Below are 17,331 nucleotides of genomic sequence, written 5' to 3' on the forward strand. Positions count from 1 at the left end.
GTGATCTTCTATGAACAATGACAACAGTAATAAATCTATTCATGGTAACTTGATAGCGCATTATAAGTTTGATAACCCCGATCATGTGGGTCAGGATTGCTCCGGGAATGGGAATGATGGAACCGCTTTAGGGACTAAACTGCCAACCATTCAGACTGTAGCAGGTAGAAGAGCTGTTTCGTTAGCGGGTGGAGAACATGGCACATCCTATATTTCGTTGCCGGATGATCTTCTTAAAGAAGTCAGCGACCAAACGGGTATTACTGTCTCGACTTGGATGCATGTAAGTACTGGTGGGAGCTTATGGGAAAGACTGTTCGATTTCGGCAAAGGTGAGACAGGACCCTATATTTTTTTAACGAGAAATTTCCGGGGAACTTGCTTTGCAGGAGAAGATTTAGTCGCAGATCCTGGGAGATCCTTTGCTGCTGGTGAATGGGTGCATGTCGGGTTTACAGTAACAGGAACAAAAGGTGGAACACTTAGCAGTGCGGGACCCGTAATTTATGTCAATGGTGAGATCGTTGCAGATGGAATGATCAGTCAGACTTCTAGCGGTACATATGCTAAGTTACGTGCGTGGTTTGCTACATTTGAGGACCAAGTAAATTATAGTAACAATACGATCGGCAAGTCCCAGTTCGCTGCAGATGTAGATTTTGGCGGCTCTCTCTCGGACTTCCGTGTATATAAAGCGGGATTAACGCAGGACGAAATCATTGAGATTATGTGTGAATCTTTGACAGATGAAGAGATCGTTAAGCTCGCAAAAGATAAATATTTAACCTTCACTAGTTCAATCATCACCAAAGATATCGAATTACCAGATTCGCTCATGGGTGGAAAAGTTGACGTGTCCTGGGTATCCAGTGACTCAGCAATTATTTCTAATGCGGGAGTTGTGAATAAAACCGTCCATTCTGCTAAAGGTGTAACGCTAACAGCGGTTTTGAAAAAAGGTAATAGTACAGTAGAAAAGAGCTTCACTGTGTCTGTACTTCCAGAAGGTTTGCCACCTTACACCTTAACAATCGATGGAAACCATGAGATTTTGGATGTTAGCGAAGTTCTGTATGGCCTTTTCTATGAGGATATTAATAATGCGGCAGATGGTGGAATTTATGCAGAGTTAGTGCAGAATCGTTCCTTTGAGTCATTTGCTTTTGACAGCTATTCGCATGTATGTGGTGTGCACGGGACTTCAACGGGAAGAAATTATACACCTCTGCATGCATGGTCTGGTGACACGGACAAAATGACGGTTCACAATAAAGGTGGATTAAACGATTTCTTCGGAATCGAAGATAAAGATATGAACGCCCATTATGTGACAGTGGCGGATGGCGCCACTATTAATAATAGAGGGTTTGCGGATTCCAATCAGCACTGCTCGATGTTTATTAAGAAGGATGCTAAGTATAACTTCACGATTTGGGCGAAGGCAGAGGCAGCGGGAACAATCACCCTGCAATTGCTCGACAAAGATGGTAAAGCCATTAGTGATACAACGGTAGTTGAGGTGAACGGTGACGGTAACTGGAAGAAGTATGGTGTAGAGTCTAAGCTTGTATTAACAGGATCTGAAACTGTACTTGGTCAGCTTGCTTTAACCTTTAACGGTGAGATTTCCATTGATATGGTCTCCTTAATGCCGGAAGATGTTTGGGGTGCTGGGGAAGAAGAACGCTCTGCAACAGCTTATGCTAACTATAAAGGAAATTCCAACTATAGATTGCGAAAAGACTTAGTGAATGCACTCGTCGATCTTCATCCAACATTCTTGCGTTTCCCGGGGGGCTGTATTTCTGAAGGCTCTCACATTTGGGAGAATGTGTACGATTGGAAAGAGTCTGTCAACGATATTGAGCTTCGCAAAGAGAACTATAATGTATGGGGCTACATGATGACTATGGGCCTTGGATACATGGAATATTTTCAATTAGCCGAAGATTTGAATGCAACACCACTTCCGGTTATGGCCTGCGGCGTGCTGTGTCAAGCTCGTTCGGATTATGCGAATCCAGCTGGCGGTGGGTTAAGAGATTATTATGTGAAGAACTTTACGGATCTGATTGATTTCGCGATTAGCATGGATTTTGACAATAACGAGTGGGCCGCTTTGCGTAAAAAGATGGGCCATGAAGCAGCGTTTGACCTGCGTTACTTGGGTGTGGGGAATGAAAACTGGGGCACAGAGTTTTTTGCCAACTTCGAGTATTTTAAAACAACAATTGATGAATATATGGTGAAAAACTACCCTGATCATGAACTGACCATTCTTTCTACGGTTGGAGCACAAGCAGATGATGATGCCTATCAACAAGGTTGGAAATTCCTAAGCGGAAATCTACAAGGCTCGGAACAGATCAGCTTCACGGATGGAACATCGAGTATTGAAGAGACGGTTACCTGGTATGAGAAACAAAAAAACTACATGGATACGATTGCGGACGAGCATTACTACCGTTCCAACGAGTATTTATTAGAGAATGCGGATCGGTACAATTATTATTACAGAGCTTATAAAGAAGACGGCAGCTTGGACGAGGCTGAAACTTCGAAGGTTTTTGTGGGTGAATATGCTTCGACAGATAAAAATACATTGGCAGGAGCAATTGCTGAGGCGGCGATCATGGCCAGCTTCGAGAATAACTCTGATGTGATTAGACTGGCTGCAACGGCACCTTTGTTCAATAAGGTACTGACAGATGGCACTTATAGATGGACACCAGATTGCATTTGGTTCGATGATGAAACTGTATGGTACACGCCGAACTACTATGTTCAACAGCTGTATGCTAAATATCTCGGCACCAAAGTGGTTGGCACATCGTTCTCGACCTATCGCAACGGGGAAAAGGTAGACCTTATTCCTCACGGTGGAATTGAAGTGGCTGCCGGAAAAGCATCTGTAGTTGTGAAGCGGGTGAAGGTTACTTCGAATACGGATGGCAGCGTTATGTTAGAGCAAGATTTTACACAGCCGCTGCATGAAGCTTGGAAAGTCATTCCTGGTTCTGCCGGGTATACGATTGATCCTTCCAAAGGTCTAGTCTTGAAGGCACAGAACAGCGGGCTGAATGGATTGTATATTCTCAATGACGCGTGGACTAATTATAAAGTAGAGGTCGTTCTTGAAAAAGCTTCCGGCGAAGATGGCTTCTATGTAGGTGCAGGTCTGACAGACATTTCACCGGAAAATAAAGATGTTATCGAATATGCGATTGGCTATAATGGCGATGCTACAGGAGTCAAGGTGTACAAGCAAGGGATTGAGGCTTATACTCTCGGCGATTATTCCTCTAGTACAGCAGCGGGTAACCTAAGAGCTAGTTGCTATGAAGAGCTAGCGGATCATTCGGAATATACCATCACTGTTAATTATGGTGGAGCAGATGGCAAGCATTTGATTTGCTCTTACACAGATGGCAAGACAACAAGCAAAGTGCTTGATTATAAGCTCGAAGCGTATAACAGAGAAGTATACAATTCCGTTACTAAAGATGATAAGCATCTCTATGTGAAGCTTGTGAATGCGGATCGTGTAGTGAAAGCAACGAAGCTTGATCTGAAAGGCTTAAACGTAGCTACTACCGGTAAATGGATTACTTTAACGGGCGACGCTTCGCTAGTTCACACACCTAATGTGAACAGAAAGAATGATGAGAAGGTTACTCCAGTTGAAACGGAAATCAGGTTTGATAAAGACACTGCAATTGTAAATCTAGCTGCACATTCTGTGAACGTGATTGTTCTGGATCTTATTTAATAGAAAAGATAGCATTCAGCGCGCGCCGATAATACTTCGGCGCGTGTTGTTGTTTAGGAAGGCTTGTAATCGGTTGATGTTTATATAGGGGGAACTGTCCACTTCTTGATGAATCTCAGAATCTAACATACACTGGTGAAAGCACAATCACCCGAATGACTCTCCATCCTGCGATCCTCCCAGAATATTTTTTCAAAATATAAGAAAGTATAAGCTTCACGCTATACATCATCCTTCTATTTCTCGCTTAAACGCTTACCGTCCTTTAAGGACGCCGAAGGCGTTTATGCTTGCCACACTAATGCTTTCATTTCACGAGAATATAGTTCATATCTTGCCCCGAATAGGAGGACGATACAATGATGAAATCATTCAAAACGGACTGGAAAGCAAATCTAAAAAATCCACAAACGATTATGGCTTTGTTTACTTATCGTTTTGGAAATTGGGTGTATTATCGGGTGAAAGGTAGCCTGATCCGCAAACCTTTGTGGCTCCTATATCGAATTATGGATGTGCTGTTTGTTCGAATTATTGCTAATGGAGAGCTTCATGCGGAGGCTCAAATTGGTGATGCGCTTCATTTACCGCATGGGTTAAATGGCATTATCATTAGTCCTAAAGCGGTGATTGGCAATTGCGCTACTATTTTTCATCAAGTGACCATTGGAGGGAGAAATAACTTAGGCGAGCCAGTGATTGGAGACAGAGCGTTTATTGGAGTAGGCTCTAAAATTCTAGGTCCGATTACGCTGGGGAATGATGTTAATATCGGTGCTATGTCTGTCGTGGTTAAGGATGTGCCGGATAATGCTTCGGCAGTAGGAATCCCTGCTAGAAATATTTTGCGAGATGAACCCAAACCTGAGCATACAAGATAACAGCAGGGTGTCCTAGTACATAGGGAATCGCTTTATTCGCTTTATTTTAATAAGTTACAGGGTATAATTGAAGCATCCAAGAAATCTTGTAATAACCTTCTAGAGATCGGAGTAATGAAATGAAATACAGTAATTTAGAAGAGTGTGTTAATGATTTAGAAAAGCATGGACATTTGATTCGTATTCGTGAAGAAGTGGACCCCTATCTGGAGATGGCCGCAATTCACCTGAAGGTCTATGAAGCCGGTGGGCCTGCATTATTATTTGAAAATGTAAAAGGTTCGAAATTTCGTGCCGTATCTAACCTCTTTGGAACGATTGAGCGCAGTAAGTTTATTTTTCGGCGTACTTGGAACTCCACACATAACGTAATTGCACTTCGTAACGATCCTATGAAAGCACTTAAGAATCCTTTTAAATATGTAGGGACAGGATTATCCGCCAGAAAAGCATTGCCTATTAAAAAGCCAGGGGGTCTGCCAAGTGGTTTTGAGGAAATTAGCATTTCTGATCTTCCGCTGATCACACATTGGCCGGAGGATGGCGGCGCTTTTGTTACCTTGCCGCAGGTATATTCCGAAGATCCAGACAAGCCGGGCATTATGAACTCCAATCTGGGGATGTACCGTGTTCAATTGAATGGTAATGATTATGAACTCAATAAAGAGGTTGGCATTCATTATCAAATTCACCGCGGTATCGGCGTGCATCAAGAAAGAGCTAATCGAAAAGGAGAACCGCTTAAAGTGAGCTGTTTTATCGGCGGACCTCCAGCTCATACGTTATCGGCTGTAATGCCTTTGCCAGAGGGGATGAGTGAGATGATCGTTGCCGGTTTACTTTCGGGACGTCATTTTAGCTATAGCTATGTAGATGGATATTGCATTAGTAATGATGCAGATTTTGTGATCACAGGGGAAATCCATCCTGGTGAGACGAAGCCGGAAGGACCTTTTGGCGATCATTTAGGCTATTACAGCTTGGTGCATCCTTTTCCAGTTATGAAAGTACATAAAGTGTACGCTAAAAAGAATGCCATCTTCCCCTTTACGGTTGTCGGTAGACCGCCACAAGAGGATACTGCATTTGGTGAGTTAATCCATGAACTAACGGGTGGAGCAATTCGCCAAGAAATCCCTGGCGTTAAAGAAGTTCACGCAGTCGATGCTGCAGGGGTGCATCCTCTTCTATTTGCGATTGGTAGTGAACGTTATACACCTTATCAACAAGTGAAGCAGCCAGCGGAGATTCTTACGATCGCGAATCGGATATTAGGCACAGGTCAGCTTAGTTTAGCTAAATTCTTGTTTATTACAGCCGAAGAGAAACAACCTATCAGCACACATAATGTTGAGGATTTCTTGACGTATATTTTAGAGCGCATTAATCTTCGCAGAGATATTCATTTCTATACGAATACAACGATTGATACCCTGGATTATTCCGGTACAGGACTAAACAGCGGAAGTAAGGTGATTTTCGCTGCGGTTGGGGAGAAGAAAAGAGAGCTATGTACAGAGGTTCCTGGCATACTTGAAGAACTACAGGGATTTGGACATGCAAAGATGGTGATGCCGGGTCTAGTGGCGCTTCGAGGCTCTAAATTCACTACTTACGCTGAAGCAGCGCAGGAAATGAACAAGCTTAGCGAAGCGATTCAAGAACAGGGAGCACTCCCATCTTGTCCGATGATTATTGTATGTGATGATAGCGAGTTCTTAAGTGAAAAAATCGAGAATTTCCTCTGGGCGACGTTCACACGGAGTAATCCTTCTCATGATATTTATGGGGTGAACAGTTCTACGGAGTATAAGCATTGGTCATGTGACAACGTGATGATTGATGCGCGTGTAAAACCTCACCAAGCTCCACCTTTAGTTCCGGATCCAGAGGTTCAAAAGCATATTGAACGATTGTTTGTTGCAGGCGGCAGTTTAAGTGGCGTTAAAATCTAAAGTTGTTTCATCGACCTTCTTGGGAACCCAAGGAGGTCTTTTTGCTATTTTTTAAAATGATTTTACTCATATGAATGTCGATGCTCTCGTCCGTCTTCCCCTTATGCACACAGGTGCGAAAAATGATTCTCACCTGCTCGGAATAGTTGAGCGGTTCTGTGCCAGCCTCTTCTCACATTCACTTGGATTACGGAACATCAGCTATAATCTTAGGAAAGATCAATGTTAAGTGGCTATATGTCATGGACTTCGGTTAGACCGCTTCTCTATACTGTAAGGACAGACTGTGTAAGAGTGATGTTTTAAGAATAGAGCGCACAATCATATGAGACTGATAATCTAAACTAATAACGAATTTCATATTGAAAGCGGTTAAATCCATATCAGTCTATTCTGTCAGATCCACTGTCTTACAAGGCAAGGTAAGTCATGCATGATTTTTCGTTCTCCACGCAAGTGGTTGTGCTTGCATAAACAGATAAAACTAATAAACGACAAGGGTGAAATATGATGGCAAAAAAACAAGGGTTAAATCCGTACCTCCCGTCTTGGGAATATATCCCTGATGGTGAGCCGTATGTTTTCGAAGGAAGAGTTTATGTGTATGGATCGCATGACCGTTTTAATGGACACGCTTTTTGCTTGAATGACTATGCTTGCTGGTCTGCGCCGGAGGACAATCTGGGCGATTGGCGGTATGAGGGTGTAATCTATCAGACAACAGATGATCCGCTTAACCGTGAAGGAAGCATGTGTCTGTATGCTCCCGATGTTACCGTTGGACCGGACGGGCGGTACTATCTCTACTATGTACTTGACAAGGTTCCCGTAGTATCGGTGGCTGTCTGCGATTCTCCAGGCGGTAAGTATGAGTTCTACGGTTATGTAAAATATGCCGATGGAACACGCTTAGGGGAAAGAGAAGATGACGAACCGCAGTTTGACCCAGGCGTGCTGACCGAAGGAGAGAACACCTACCTGTACACCGGATTCTGTGCCTCTGGGGATAAATCCAGACACGGCGCAATGGTAACGGTGCTTGGTCCGGATATGCTCACGATTATCGAAGAGCCTGTATTTGTTGCACCGAGCCAGCCATACAGCGAAGGGAGCGGATTCGAAGGTTATGAGTTTTTTGAGGCTCCTTCCATCCGCAAAAGGGGAGATACTTATTACCTTATCTATTCCTCGATCTCGATGCATGAGCTGTGCTATGCGACCAGCCAGTATCCGACCAAAGACTTCACATACCAGGGAGTCATTGTAAGCAATTGTGATCTTCATATCGATACATATAAGCTGGCGGACCAGCCAATGTATTATGGGGGCAATAACCATGGCAGCATCGTGGAGATCAATGGAGAATGGTATGTTTTTTATCACCGGCATACCAATGGAACGGCATTCTGCCGGCAGGGCTGTATCGAAAGGATAGATTTCCGCGAGGATGGCACCATTCCCCAGGTGGAGATCACATCCTGCGGTTCAAACGGAGGGCCACTTGAAGGCCGGGGGGAATATCCGACATACCTGGCCTGTCATTTGTTCTGCAAAGATGAGGAAATGTATACCGGAGGCTTCGGTCGTATCGGAGCATGGATGGACAGCCGGTTCCCGAAGATTACCCAAGACGGCAGGGATGGCGACGAGGAGATCGGTTATATCGCCAATATGACGGATTCAGCTACCGCCGGTTTTAAATATTTCGCGTGTGAGGGAGTCACCAGAGTGAAAATCAAGGTGCGCGGATATGGCCAGGGTGCGTTTGAAGTCAAAACGTCGTGGGACGGTCCGGCTCTCGGACGGATCCCGGTAGGCTTTACAAATGTTTGGAAGGAATACGCTACTGATGTGGCTATTCCGGATGGTGTACAAGCATTGTATTTTACATATACCGGTAATGGTGGCGTTAGTCTGGCTTCATTTACTTTGGAATAACATACGGCGGATTTGATCAAGGTGCTGACAGATCTGGGTTAATCCCGATTTATCGTTGGTTTCAAAGTAGAAGTTTAAAGGAGTATGCCAATTATGATAGACACGGAGTGCAGTCAGCGATTGTGGTACAGCCAACCTGCCGGAGAGTGGAACGAGGCTTTGCCGATAGGAAACGGACGGCTCGGTGCCATGATTTTTGGCGGTACGGCCGAAGAAAAATTGCAGCTAAATGAGGATTCCGTGTGGTACGGCGGTCCGCGTGACCGTAATAACGAGGACGCGCTGCCTCATTTGCCCGAGATTCGCAAGCTGATTATGGAGGGAAGGCTGCGGGAGGCAGAAGAACTGGCGGCGATGTCGATGGCGGGACTGCCTGAAGCGCAGCGGCACTATTTGCCGCTGGGTGATTTGCAGCTATCCTTTGGCGGCCACGATCAGTCTACCGAAGAATACAGGAGAGAGCTGGATTTGGAGCAAGGTATTTTTCGAATGAAGTACCGAATCGGAGAGGTGGGTTATACCCGTGAAATGTTTGCTAGCTATCCGGATCAGGCCATTGTCATAAGAATTTCCACCGACAATAAGGATGGACTGTCCTTAAAGGCAAGATTTACCCGCCACAACTGGAGATATCTGGAGAAGACAAAAAAATGGCAAAATAGCGGTCTGGTTATGAATGGGGATTGCGGCGGCAAAGGGGGCAGCTCCTTTACCGCTGTTCTGAAGGCAGTCACAGAAGACGGTCTTTGCCGCACCGTCGGCGAGTATTTGCTTGTGGATGGGGCAAGCTCGGTTACGCTGCTGCTTGCTGCAGGGACCTCGTTTCGATATTCCGATCCGGAACTTTATGCTAAAAGATGGCTGGTAGAACTGAGTCAGGTTCCTTATGAAGAGCTGTTGGCCCGGCATATCGCAGATTACCGCGGGCTGTATGGACGGGTTAAGCTGATGCTGACGGAGAACCTGCACCAGAGTGGACTACCGACCGACGAGCGGCTGAGGCGGTTTCAGAAGGGGGAGGAGGATAATGGTCTGATTGTGACCTATTTTCAGTATGGCCGCTATCTGCTGATCTCTTCCAGCCGTCAAGGCTCCTTGCCAGCAAATCTACAGGGGATCTGGAATGACAGCTTCACTCCGGCATGGGATAGTAAGTTCACGATCAATATCAATGCGCAAATGAATTATTGGCCTGTAGAAATCTGCAATCTGGCTGAATGCCATGAGCCTTTGTTTGATCTGGTTGAGCGGATGAGGGAACCGGGGAGGGTCACGGCCAGAGTCATGTACGGTTGCCGGGGGTTCACGGCGCATCACAATACGGATATATGGGCTGATACGGCGCCGCAGGACACCTACTTGCCGGCTTCCTTTTGGCCGCTTGGTGCGGCCTGGCTGTGCCTGCATTTCTGGGAGCATTACCGTTTTAGTCAGGACCGTTATTTCCTGGCGCAGGCGTATGGGACGATGAAGGAAGCGGCACAGTTTCTACTTGATTATTTAGTGGAAGACGTCGAAGGCCGGCTGATCACCTGCCCTTCCGTCTCCCCTGAGAATACCTATAAGCTACCGAACGGTGAGTCAGGAGTACTCTGCGCAGGAGCTTCGATGGATTTTCAAATTATAGAAGCACTGTTTGGTGCCTGTATCCTCAGTGCGGAGATTATCGGAGTGGATGAGGTGTTCCGCGAAGAGCTCTCTGCCGCTCTGAAGCGGCTTCCCAAACCGCAAATCGGAAAGTATGGACAGATCCAGGAGTGGATGGAGGATTATGAAGAGGTGGAGCCGGGGCATCGCCACATTTCCCATCTTTTTGCACTATATCCCGGTGACGCCTTCAGCCTGGAGCATACGCCGGAACTGGCTGAGGCGGCCCGGACGACGTTGGAACGCAGGCTAGCAAACGGTGGCGGTCACACCGGCTGGAGCCGGGCCTGGATTATAAATTTTTGGGCCAGATTGAAGGATGCCGGCAAGGCCTACGCAAACGTCCGGGCTCTTTTACATTATTCAACGCTGCCTAATCTGTTTGATAACCACCCTCCGTTTCAGATAGATGGCAATTTTGGAGGAACGGCGGGGATTGCCGAGATGCTGCTACAGAGCCACGCCGAAAAGATTATGCTGTTGCCCGCTTTGCCGCAAAGCTGGAGCGAGGGAAGCGTCAAGGGTCTAAGGGCAAGGGGGGGATATACCCTCGATTTTACCTGGACAGAGGGGCTTGTTAGTGAAACGGTAGTGACTTGCACAGTTTCTGGTCCTTGCAGCTTAGAGGCTCCTGGTCTTGCGCCCATTTCGTTCACAGGACAAGCTGGGTGCTCCTATATATTCACATCAAAGGGATAAATATGATGTAAACACTTAGAATGTTCAATAGACCCCTTGTCCTAATGAAGTTCGGAAATTTCAAGAAATGGAAGAAATTCAATGACATTTCTATTAAAAAAGTAAGCTCTTTTATATAGGGGGAGTAAAGGGATGTTAAGAGTAGTGCATGTTGAAAATGGTATTGTTCAAGGACTGCCGGCAGCTGACCCTCGTATTACCAGCTTCAAGGGAATTCCGTTCGCAGCTCCGCCTGTGGGGGAGAACCGTTGGCGTGCTCCCCAGCCTGTGCGAGATTGGGAAGGAAAATTGAAAGCATATGACTTTGCCCCTATTTCGATGCAGGTCCCAACCGTCATAGATGTGAATAATATTTATAGCCGCGAGTGGGCGGTCGATCCGGATCTTCCGATGGATGAGGACTGTCTTTACCTGAATGTCTGGACACCGGCTGTCAGCACCGATGAGAAGCTTCCCGTTTTTGTATGGTATTTTGGCGGAGGACTTCAGGTCGGCCATACGGCCGAAATGGAGTTTGACGGCGAACGCATTGCCCGCCGGGGGATTGTCGTTGTAACCGTGAACTACCGCCTGAACGTGTTTGGCTTTCTGAGCCATCCCGAGATTACTGCGGAGTCGCCACATGCTCCCGCGAATTTCGGACATCTGGATCAGCAGGCAGGTACGCAGTGGGTGAAACGCAATATTGCTGCATTTGGCGGAGACCCTGACCAAATTACAATTGGAGGGCAATCGGCCGGCGGCGGAAGTGTACTTAGCCAGCTGACCTCACCGCAGAATGATGGATTGTTTCAGCGAGCCGTCATTATGAGCGGGATCTTTACTCAGCTATACCCGAACAGCCCGGTCCCCCCGCATAATCGGACCTTGAAAGAGGCGGAGGAGGAGGGGGTAGCCTTCTTTATATATCTGGGAGTGTCGACTTTGCAAGAGGCACGTGAGCTGGATGCAATATATCTCCGCGATAAAATGCTTGAATACGGGAAGTTCTGGGGAACGGTCATGGATCAGAAGTACTGTATCGGCAATCCATACAACCTTTTTTTGCAAGGACAGCATCATAAGGTGCCAGTCATGCTGGGAAATACCGCGTCCGAATTTTTCAGTGTTCCTAACGCCAGTAGTGTGGATGAATTCAAAGCAACGGCTGTTGAATTGTTCGGCGGGGAAGCGGAAGAGTACCTTAAGCTATGCGCCGTTGATTCAGGAAATCTGGAGGAAATGATCCGTATGGCTTCCGTGAACAATATTGAATATGCAGCCCGTGTTGCCGTTAAGGCAAACAGCGATTCCGACAGCAGCGTCCCGATGTATTATTACAGTTTTGATGCCGAGATTCCGGGCTGGGATAATCCTGGAACCTTTCATTCGGTGGATCTCTGGTTTCATTTCGAGACGCTGGCCAAATGCTGGCGGCCTTTTGTGGGCAAGCATTATGATCTAGCTCGCCAAATGTGCAATTATCTTTCCTATTTCATTGGCACAGGTAATCCGAATGGCAAAGATTCTACCGGTGAAGATATGCCTCTCTGGAAACCATGTACGCAGGAAGCGCCTTACGGCATGGTTTTTGCCAATAAGTCGGAATTTGTGGAGGAGCCTCCGGGTGAAATAATGCAATTTCTTGTCGAGCAATATTTCAAGCAGCTGTCTATTCATAGATAAGAGAGGAATGAGCGACAATGAACGAGAGTCAGCAGAAGTATAAGATGCAAATGGCACCGTCCGGTTATGACAAGGAGAGGGAAGGCATTGCGCGGGGGGAGATCCATACCATAGAGTATCCCTCCACGACGCTAGGTAACATTCGGAAGGCAAGGGTATATACGCCGCCCGGTTATTCCGCTGGGCAGGAATACAGCGTTTTATATCTGCTGCACGGGATTGGTGGAGATGAGTCGGAGTGGTACACTCACGGCAAGCCACAGATCATTCTGGATAATTTGTATGCCGATCAAATGCTGAAGCCCATGATCGTCGTTCTTCCCAACGGCCGGGCAATGCTGAACGACCGGGCAGAAGGAGATATTTTTGCTCCGGACAAGGTACAGGCGTTTGAAACATTTGAGTCGGATTTACTTCATGATCTTATCCCTTATATCGAAGCAAATTATTCGGTCCTCACAGACCGGATGCATCGCGCCATTGCTGGATTATCCATGGGCGGAGGACAATCCCTTAATATTGGTCTGAACAATCTGGACCGCTTCGCCTGGATCGGGGCATTCTCCCCGGCTCCCAATACGAAGCTACCCGAGCTGTTGATCCCGGAACCGCAGAAGACTGCAGAAGGGCTTAGTCTGCTCTGGCTATCGTGTGGTGATCTGGACAGTCTCAAGAATGTCAGCGACCGGACGCATGCCTATTTGTCACAACATTCCGTACCGCATATCTGGGTAGAGGAAAACGGCGACCATGATTGGCCGGTCTGGAAAAACGGCTTATATCAGTTCTCCAAGCTTATTTTTTAGCTCGCTGCATACAGGGATATTCGCTGCTTGCAGCCATATAAGACAAAAGGGACGTTCCAAACAGACCTGATATGGCTGTTTGGAACGTCCCTTATCTTTGATGTGTAACCTAGATTTATTTGCTGGCCACTGCAGCCTCACGCAGTTTAACGATTTTTTGAGCTCTTCCCGTATCTACGGCAATTACATCATTCCAACCAAGACCGACCACATCACTCTTTAACTTGTTCCAGAGCTGATCGAATTCTGCTTGATTCTTGGCAAATATCATTTTCCATGAGGTATTCTTAACATAATCCGAGGTCTGGCTTCGTTTATTCTTAATGTCCGACGAATCCGACCCGAGACTTGTATTGATATTTGGTACGATATCGATCATATTGTTCTTCTGATAGTAATCTGTCGGATTGGTGGCATTATAAGTTTTCTGCCAGTCCGTAGTGAGAGCCGTCTTATTCGCCTCTATGGTTGAACTCCAGTAAGTGTTGTTGTAGAATTCGCCTGTTTCCGGATCTACTACAAAATCGCTCATAATCATAGTGTTGACCTTGCTCTGTCCGTCTTGATATCCTCCGCCTCCGTGCTCATCAGGAACGGGGGTGTTTTCTTGGAACGCGGTTTGTCCTACTTCAGTCAGCTTAAACTTGCCTTCAGCTGTTTTTTCATAATTGAAGCCTTCGAATCCATTGGTATAGTAGCGAAGACCTTCAGGAGATACCAGCCAATCCATGAATTCAATGATTCTTTCAGGTTCTTTCGCTTTGGAACCAACAGCAAATACTCTACCGTTTCCGAAGTAGGCATCGCTATTCTGGATAAGGTGGGTATCCGATATTGGAATGGCAACATTACCGTCGCCTTTAGTGCCTCTTTCAATGGTGTTGTAGAAGCCTCTTTGCCAGGAATACCATAAGAGAAGAACCTGTTTATTGGTCAGCTTTTCAGAGACTTTGTTCCAATCCTGGGATGGCGAGTCGGGGTCGACCAGCCCCATTTGGTTGGCGTCAAAATAAAATTGAAGGATTTTCTTATACATACTGTTATCGTCAACGAGCGGAACGATATCGCCTTTGGCATTCAACTGAATGGTCGAGGTTCCATCCGGCTGCTCATAGCCATACCAGTTGCCTAACCAACGGACATTTTCCATACTTCCATTGTCCCAGTCCTTCCAAAGGGTGATCGGAACGATCGTTTTCCCGTCCGGTGTCTTAGGATATTTCTCCTGCATCTGCTTCAGTGCATTCAGCAGATCAGTCAGATTGCCCAGCTTAGGAGACCCGATTCCCTTGTAATAATCCCAAGGCATAATCGGACTGGAGTAAGGGATTTCTTCCGAGAATGTCGTTGGGGAAGTGTCCGATACAAAAGTCGGCAAGCCATAAATCTTACCTTCAGGATTTATATCTTCGAATGCAGCATTAAAGGGCTTAAAGTGATCATCCACGTATTTGGAAAGATACTCTGTATTCTTGATCTTATCCGTGATATCCATGATCATCCCCGCCGGGATTAATTCCTCCATCTGACTGTTATCAATGATCAGGAGGTCACCCAGATCTCCCGATGCCGACCTTGTCTTGTATAGCTGATCGCCGGCCACCTGAGGAGCTAGAATATTTAAGGTGATATTGAACTTATCCTTAATCAGCTTTCCGTACCATCCGGTCTGTTCTCCCTGGTAATTGGCTGCGTTGTTAAATACGGTAATGGTTAGTGGTTTGCTGTGATCGATTCCTGTACCCGGATCGGATGAATCGGTGGCTGTTGCTGTTGCTGTTGCTGTATCTGCATTGTTGGAATTCCCGCTGCATCCACTGAGTACCGTCGTTCCCAGAAGAAGCGTAGTGCCGATGAACAGCAAAGATTTTCTTGCCAGCTTACTTTGTTTATTCATTTACAGCCCCCCAAATGATTGATTAATCATAATCGTTCAAATCAGCCTTTGACTGCACCAATTATAATTCCTTTCACAAAGAACCTTTGGAATATCGGATAGACAAGTAAAATAGGCGCGACAACGATAATAGTTACTGTCATACGAATGGATGTGGTGGTTTGCTTGGTGGACAGACTGGCCATGGCGGTTGATCCGGCATTCTGCAAATTGACCATGGTGGATAAGGAGCTGGCCTGGTTGATGTAGTTATACAGAATAAATTGCAAACTGTACAATTTACTGTCTGTAACGAGCAAAAGCGTGTCCTGAAAGGAATTCCACTGATTTACTGCCGAAAATATGGCGACTGTAGCTAATATCGGTTTGCTGATGGGCAAGATAACCTTGTAAAAGATCGTTATAATCCCGGCACCGTCAATGCTGGCTGCCTGCTGTAATTCTTTCGGCATGGATTCCACGAACGTTTTGACAAGAATGATGAAAAATGGAGCTACGATGGATGGCAGGATATAGGCAAGGAAATTGTTGGTCAGATGCAAGGATCTCATGGTCAAATACCAGGGGATGATACCGGCATTAAAAAACATCGTAATAATGGTAAACCGGTACCAGAATTTTTTCCCCCACATATCTTCCTGGGCAAACATAAATCCCAAAAAGGCCGAGGCTCCGACCGTCAGAATGGTGCCTATTACCGTTCTCCCCAAAGAAACAACAAATGCATTCCATAGTCCCGGTATTTTAAATACGTCAATATAATTCTGGAAATGTATCCCTTTAGGCCAGAACACAATTTTACCTTTTGCGCTGAGATCGTTGGCGCTTATGGTATTGATAATGATCGAGTAAAACGGATATACACAAATAAAGGCAAAGAGGGAAAAAAAGACATAAACCGTAACCGAAATCAATTTGTCGGTTGTACTGACCTGCATTTTAATTTTGGGGACAGGGCGGTTATTTCCTTTGGCATTGGGCGCGAATTCTAACTGGTTGTCATTCATACGATGCCCTCTCCCCTCAACAATTTGGACAGCCCGTTTACGGAAAAGAGAAGCACAACACTAATCAGACTTTTCAGCATACTGATAGCTACGGAAACGGAATAGCTGCCGCCCCCCATGGCTAGATTGTATACATATAAATCTAATACTTGTATGGTGTCTTTGTTGAAGGCATTCTGGAAAACAAAATATTGCTCCAATCCATTATTCAGGAAGCTGGCAATTTGGAGCATCAATAGCACAAAATAAGTCGGCAGCATGCTTGGCAAAACCACATGCCGGATGACCTGCATTCTTGTAGCACCGTCTACATAAGCCGCTTCATAAAGAGATTCATCAATCCCCATAATTGCCGCTATATATAATATGGCTGACCAACCCAGTGTCTTCCATGTAATCCATATCCACATCGTAACCCAGACATGATCCGAGCTCTGCAGTAAGAGTACAGGAGAATCAATTAGTCCCATCTGGCCCAAAAAACCGTTGACGACACCTTCACTTGAGAACATGGAAAATGCAAGAGAATATACGAGTACCCAGCTGATAAAGTTTGGAAGAGTGGTTACAGTCTGTATAAATTTGCGGAAACGCACGGCTTTGATTTCTGTAAGGAAGATGGCAAAAAACATGGGAAGCCAAGAGAAAAGTATGCTCATCCCGCTTATGCCGAATGTGTTTTTGATTACCTGTAGCAGTTGATCAACCTTGACCTGGTTTTCTACCAAGGAACGGAACCATTCCAAACCGACAAATGGCGCTTTTGACAGCGGAATAGGAGGCATATAGTCAAAAAATGCATATACCCATCCATAGAGCGGGTAGTATGCAAAGACAGCAAGTAAAATCATAAAGGGCGAGATATAAAGAAATTTTCTTATAGAACTGCTTCGCATGCTGTGACTTCGCATCTTTTCACTCCTTTTCGTATAATCAAAGTTTTTTTCTGCATCCAGCGTAAATCTCAAACGACCCGCTCAGAAGCCCTCCTCCTTTCATAAACTGAATTTTTCATTTTTAAGATGGCTCCTGATGAACGTGAATTCTCTAATTCCTAAATTGATAAC

General features: G+C 45.8%; 10 protein-coding genes. 7 read left to right on the plus strand and 3 right to left on the minus strand.

Annotated elements, in window-relative coordinates; all coding sequences use genetic code 11:
• Nucleotides 1-10 precede the first annotated feature (10 nt).
• The 7 genes from ACWNM1_RS28230 (at nt 11) to ACWNM1_RS28260 (ending at nt 13,360) form a co-directional block, all read left to right on the plus strand.
• Complete coding sequence (locus tag ACWNM1_RS28230; RefSeq protein WP_449603576.1) at nt 11-3,769, plus strand: alpha-L-arabinofuranosidase C-terminal domain-containing protein; 3,759 nt, start codon at nt 11-13, stop codon at nt 3,767-3,769.
• 359 nt (nt 3,770-4,128) lie between these two features.
• Complete coding sequence (locus tag ACWNM1_RS28235) at nt 4,129-4,650, plus strand: serine O-acetyltransferase (RefSeq protein ID WP_449603577.1); 522 nt, start codon at nt 4,129-4,131, stop codon at nt 4,648-4,650.
• 119 nt (nt 4,651-4,769) lie between these two features.
• Nucleotides 4,770-6,605, plus strand: a complete 1,836-nt coding sequence (locus ACWNM1_RS28240; RefSeq protein WP_449603578.1) for a UbiD family decarboxylase — start codon at nt 4,770-4,772, stop codon at nt 6,603-6,605.
• 510 nt (nt 6,606-7,115) lie between these two features.
• Complete coding sequence (locus ACWNM1_RS28245; RefSeq protein WP_449603585.1) at nt 7,116-8,543, plus strand: family 43 glycosylhydrolase; 1,428 nt, start codon at nt 7,116-7,118, stop codon at nt 8,541-8,543.
• A 93-nt stretch (nt 8,544-8,636) separates the two neighbouring features.
• The gene (locus ACWNM1_RS28250; RefSeq protein WP_449603579.1) at nt 8,637-10,889 is read left to right on the plus strand and encodes a glycoside hydrolase family 95 protein; all 2,253 of its coding nucleotides are present in this window, start codon (nt 8,637-8,639) and stop codon (nt 10,887-10,889) included.
• Between the two features lie 132 nt (nt 10,890-11,021).
• Nucleotides 11,022-12,554 (plus strand): carboxylesterase/lipase family protein, encoded by a 1,533-nt coding sequence (locus tag ACWNM1_RS28255; protein ID WP_449603580.1) that lies wholly within the window; start codon nt 11,022-11,024, stop codon nt 12,552-12,554.
• Between the two features lie 17 nt (nt 12,555-12,571).
• Entirely contained in the window at nt 12,572-13,360 is a 789-nt protein-coding gene (locus ACWNM1_RS28260; RefSeq protein ID WP_449603581.1) for an alpha/beta hydrolase, read from the plus strand.
• A 115-nt stretch (nt 13,361-13,475) separates the two neighbouring features.
• On the opposite strand, the gene ACWNM1_RS28265 is transcribed toward ACWNM1_RS28260, so the two are convergent.
• From ACWNM1_RS28265 to ACWNM1_RS28275, 3 genes are read right to left on the minus strand one after another with little or no spacing between them, the layout of a single operon-like run.
• Nucleotides 13,476-15,257 carry a hypothetical protein gene (locus ACWNM1_RS28265; protein ID WP_449603582.1) on the minus strand — a complete coding sequence of 594 codons (1,782 nt, stop codon included), beginning with the start codon at nt 15,255-15,257 and terminating at the stop codon, nt 13,476-13,478.
• 41 nt (nt 15,258-15,298) lie between these two features.
• Nucleotides 15,299-16,264, minus strand: a complete 966-nt coding sequence (locus ACWNM1_RS28270) for a carbohydrate ABC transporter permease (protein WP_449603583.1) — start codon at nt 16,262-16,264, stop codon at nt 15,299-15,301.
• The gene (locus ACWNM1_RS28275) at nt 16,261-17,175 is read right to left on the minus strand and encodes an ABC transporter permease subunit (protein ID WP_449603584.1); all 915 of its coding nucleotides are present in this window, start codon (nt 17,173-17,175) and stop codon (nt 16,261-16,263) included. The genes ACWNM1_RS28270 and ACWNM1_RS28275 overlap by 4 nt, the downstream gene beginning before the upstream one ends.
• Nucleotides 17,176-17,331: the final 156 nt, after the last annotated feature.

The sequence above is a fragment of the Paenibacillus sp. Marseille-Q9583 genome (assembly GCF_976954365.1).

What these genes read in the sequence shown, in the direction of transcription:
- ACWNM1_RS28260 (WP_449603581.1), top strand. Translation starts at nt 12,572, where the DNA reads ATGAACGAGAGTCAGCAGAAGTATAAGATGCAAATGGCACCGTCCGGT.
- ACWNM1_RS28270 (WP_449603583.1), bottom strand. Translation starts at nt 16,264, where the DNA reads ATGAATGACAACCAGTTAGAATTCGCGCCCAATGCCAAAGGAAATAAC.
- ACWNM1_RS28230 (WP_449603576.1), top strand. Translation starts at nt 11, where the DNA reads ATGAACAATGACAACAGTAATAAATCTATTCATGGTAACTTGATAGCG.
- ACWNM1_RS28255 (WP_449603580.1), top strand. Translation starts at nt 11,022, where the DNA reads ATGTTAAGAGTAGTGCATGTTGAAAATGGTATTGTTCAAGGACTGCCG.
- ACWNM1_RS28240 (WP_449603578.1), top strand. Translation starts at nt 4,770, where the DNA reads ATGAAATACAGTAATTTAGAAGAGTGTGTTAATGATTTAGAAAAGCAT.
- ACWNM1_RS28250 (WP_449603579.1), top strand. Translation starts at nt 8,637, where the DNA reads ATGATAGACACGGAGTGCAGTCAGCGATTGTGGTACAGCCAACCTGCC.
- ACWNM1_RS28245 (WP_449603585.1), top strand. Translation starts at nt 7,116, where the DNA reads ATGGCAAAAAAACAAGGGTTAAATCCGTACCTCCCGTCTTGGGAATAT.
- ACWNM1_RS28235 (WP_449603577.1), top strand. Translation starts at nt 4,129, where the DNA reads ATGATGAAATCATTCAAAACGGACTGGAAAGCAAATCTAAAAAATCCA.
- ACWNM1_RS28275 (WP_449603584.1), bottom strand. Translation starts at nt 17,175, where the DNA reads ATGCGAAGTCACAGCATGCGAAGCAGTTCTATAAGAAAATTTCTTTAT.
- ACWNM1_RS28265 (WP_449603582.1), bottom strand. Translation starts at nt 15,257, where the DNA reads ATGAATAAACAAAGTAAGCTGGCAAGAAAATCTTTGCTGTTCATCGGC.